The organism is Streptomyces sp. NEAU-W12 (genome assembly GCF_026242095.1).
Lineage (GTDB): Bacteria > Actinomycetota > Actinomycetes > Streptomycetales > Streptomycetaceae > Streptomyces.
Map to the genome: position 1 here is coordinate 1 of NZ_JAPJDM010000094.1, position 1131 is coordinate 1131.

General features: G+C 64.9%; 1 protein-coding gene. It reads left to right on the plus strand.

The window, feature by feature from the left end:
* Window positions 1-23 precede the first annotated feature (23 nt).
* Window positions 24-1131, plus strand: a 1108-nt coding sequence (locus tag ORI94_RS35210; protein ID WP_266083187.1) for an amino acid adenylation domain-containing protein, incomplete at its 3' end; no start/stop codon positions are given.

Genomic DNA, 1131 nt, shown 5'->3' on the forward strand with positions numbered 1-1131 from the left:
TGCTGGTGGATCGTGGTGTGGGTGTGGGTTCTGTGGTGGGGGTGGTGTTGCCGCGTTCGGTGGATCTGGTGGTGACGTTGTTGGCGGTGTGGAAGGTCGGGGGTGTGTATGTGCCGTTGGATCCGGAGTTCCCGGAGGAGCGGTTGGCGTATGTGGTGGGAGATGCCGACCCGTTGGTGACCGTCACGGTGAAGGATCTGGTGCCGCGCCTGCCGGAGCATGCGCGTTGTGTGGTGCTGGATGATGCCGTTGTGGTGGGGGAGTTGGCGGGTTGCGGGTCGTCGGATGTGGGGGTTTCGGTTTCTTCTGAGGCTGCGGCGTATGTGTTGTACACGTCGGGTTCGACGGGGCGGCCGAAGGGTGTGGTGGTGTCTCGGGGTGCTTTTGAGAATTTTGTGGTGGGGATGGATGCGGTGGTTGGGGTCGGTGTGGGGGATGTGTTGTTGGCGGTGACGACGGTGGGGTTCGACATCGCGGGGTTGGAGTTGTTGATGCCGTTGGTGCGTGGTGGTGTGGTTGTGGTGGCGGGTGACGGGGTCGGTCGTGATGTGGAGGCGGTGCGTGGCCTGTTGGAGCGGGAACGCGTGTCGGTGGTGCAGGCGACGCCGTCGTGGTGGCGTGGTGTGTTGGACGGTGTCGGGCAGTCGGGCGTGTTGTCGGGTGTGCGGGCGTTGGTGGGTGGTGAGGCGTTGCCGGCGGAGGTGGCGTCGGGTCTGGTGGGGGCGTGTGCTTCGGCGGTGAATGTGTACGGGCCGACGGAGACGACGGTGTGGTCGACGTCGTTCGGTCTGTCGGATGCGGTGGTTGGTGGCGGTGGTGTGCTGCCGATCGGTGGGCCGATTGCGAATACGCGGGTGTACGTGTTGGACGCCGGGTTGCGCCCCGTCCTGCCGGGTGTGGTGGGCGATTTGTATATCGCCGGTCGGGGTGTGGCTCTGGGGTATTGGGGTCGTGCGGGTTTGACGGGTGAGCGTTTCGTCGCGGATCCCTTCGGTCCCGCGGGAAGCCGGATGTACCGCACGGGTGACGTCGTCCGTTGGAACAGGGACGGTCATTTGGTGTTCGTCGGTCGGGCGGATGATCAGGTCAAGTTGCGTGGTTTCCGTATCGAGTTGGGCGAGATCGAGGCCG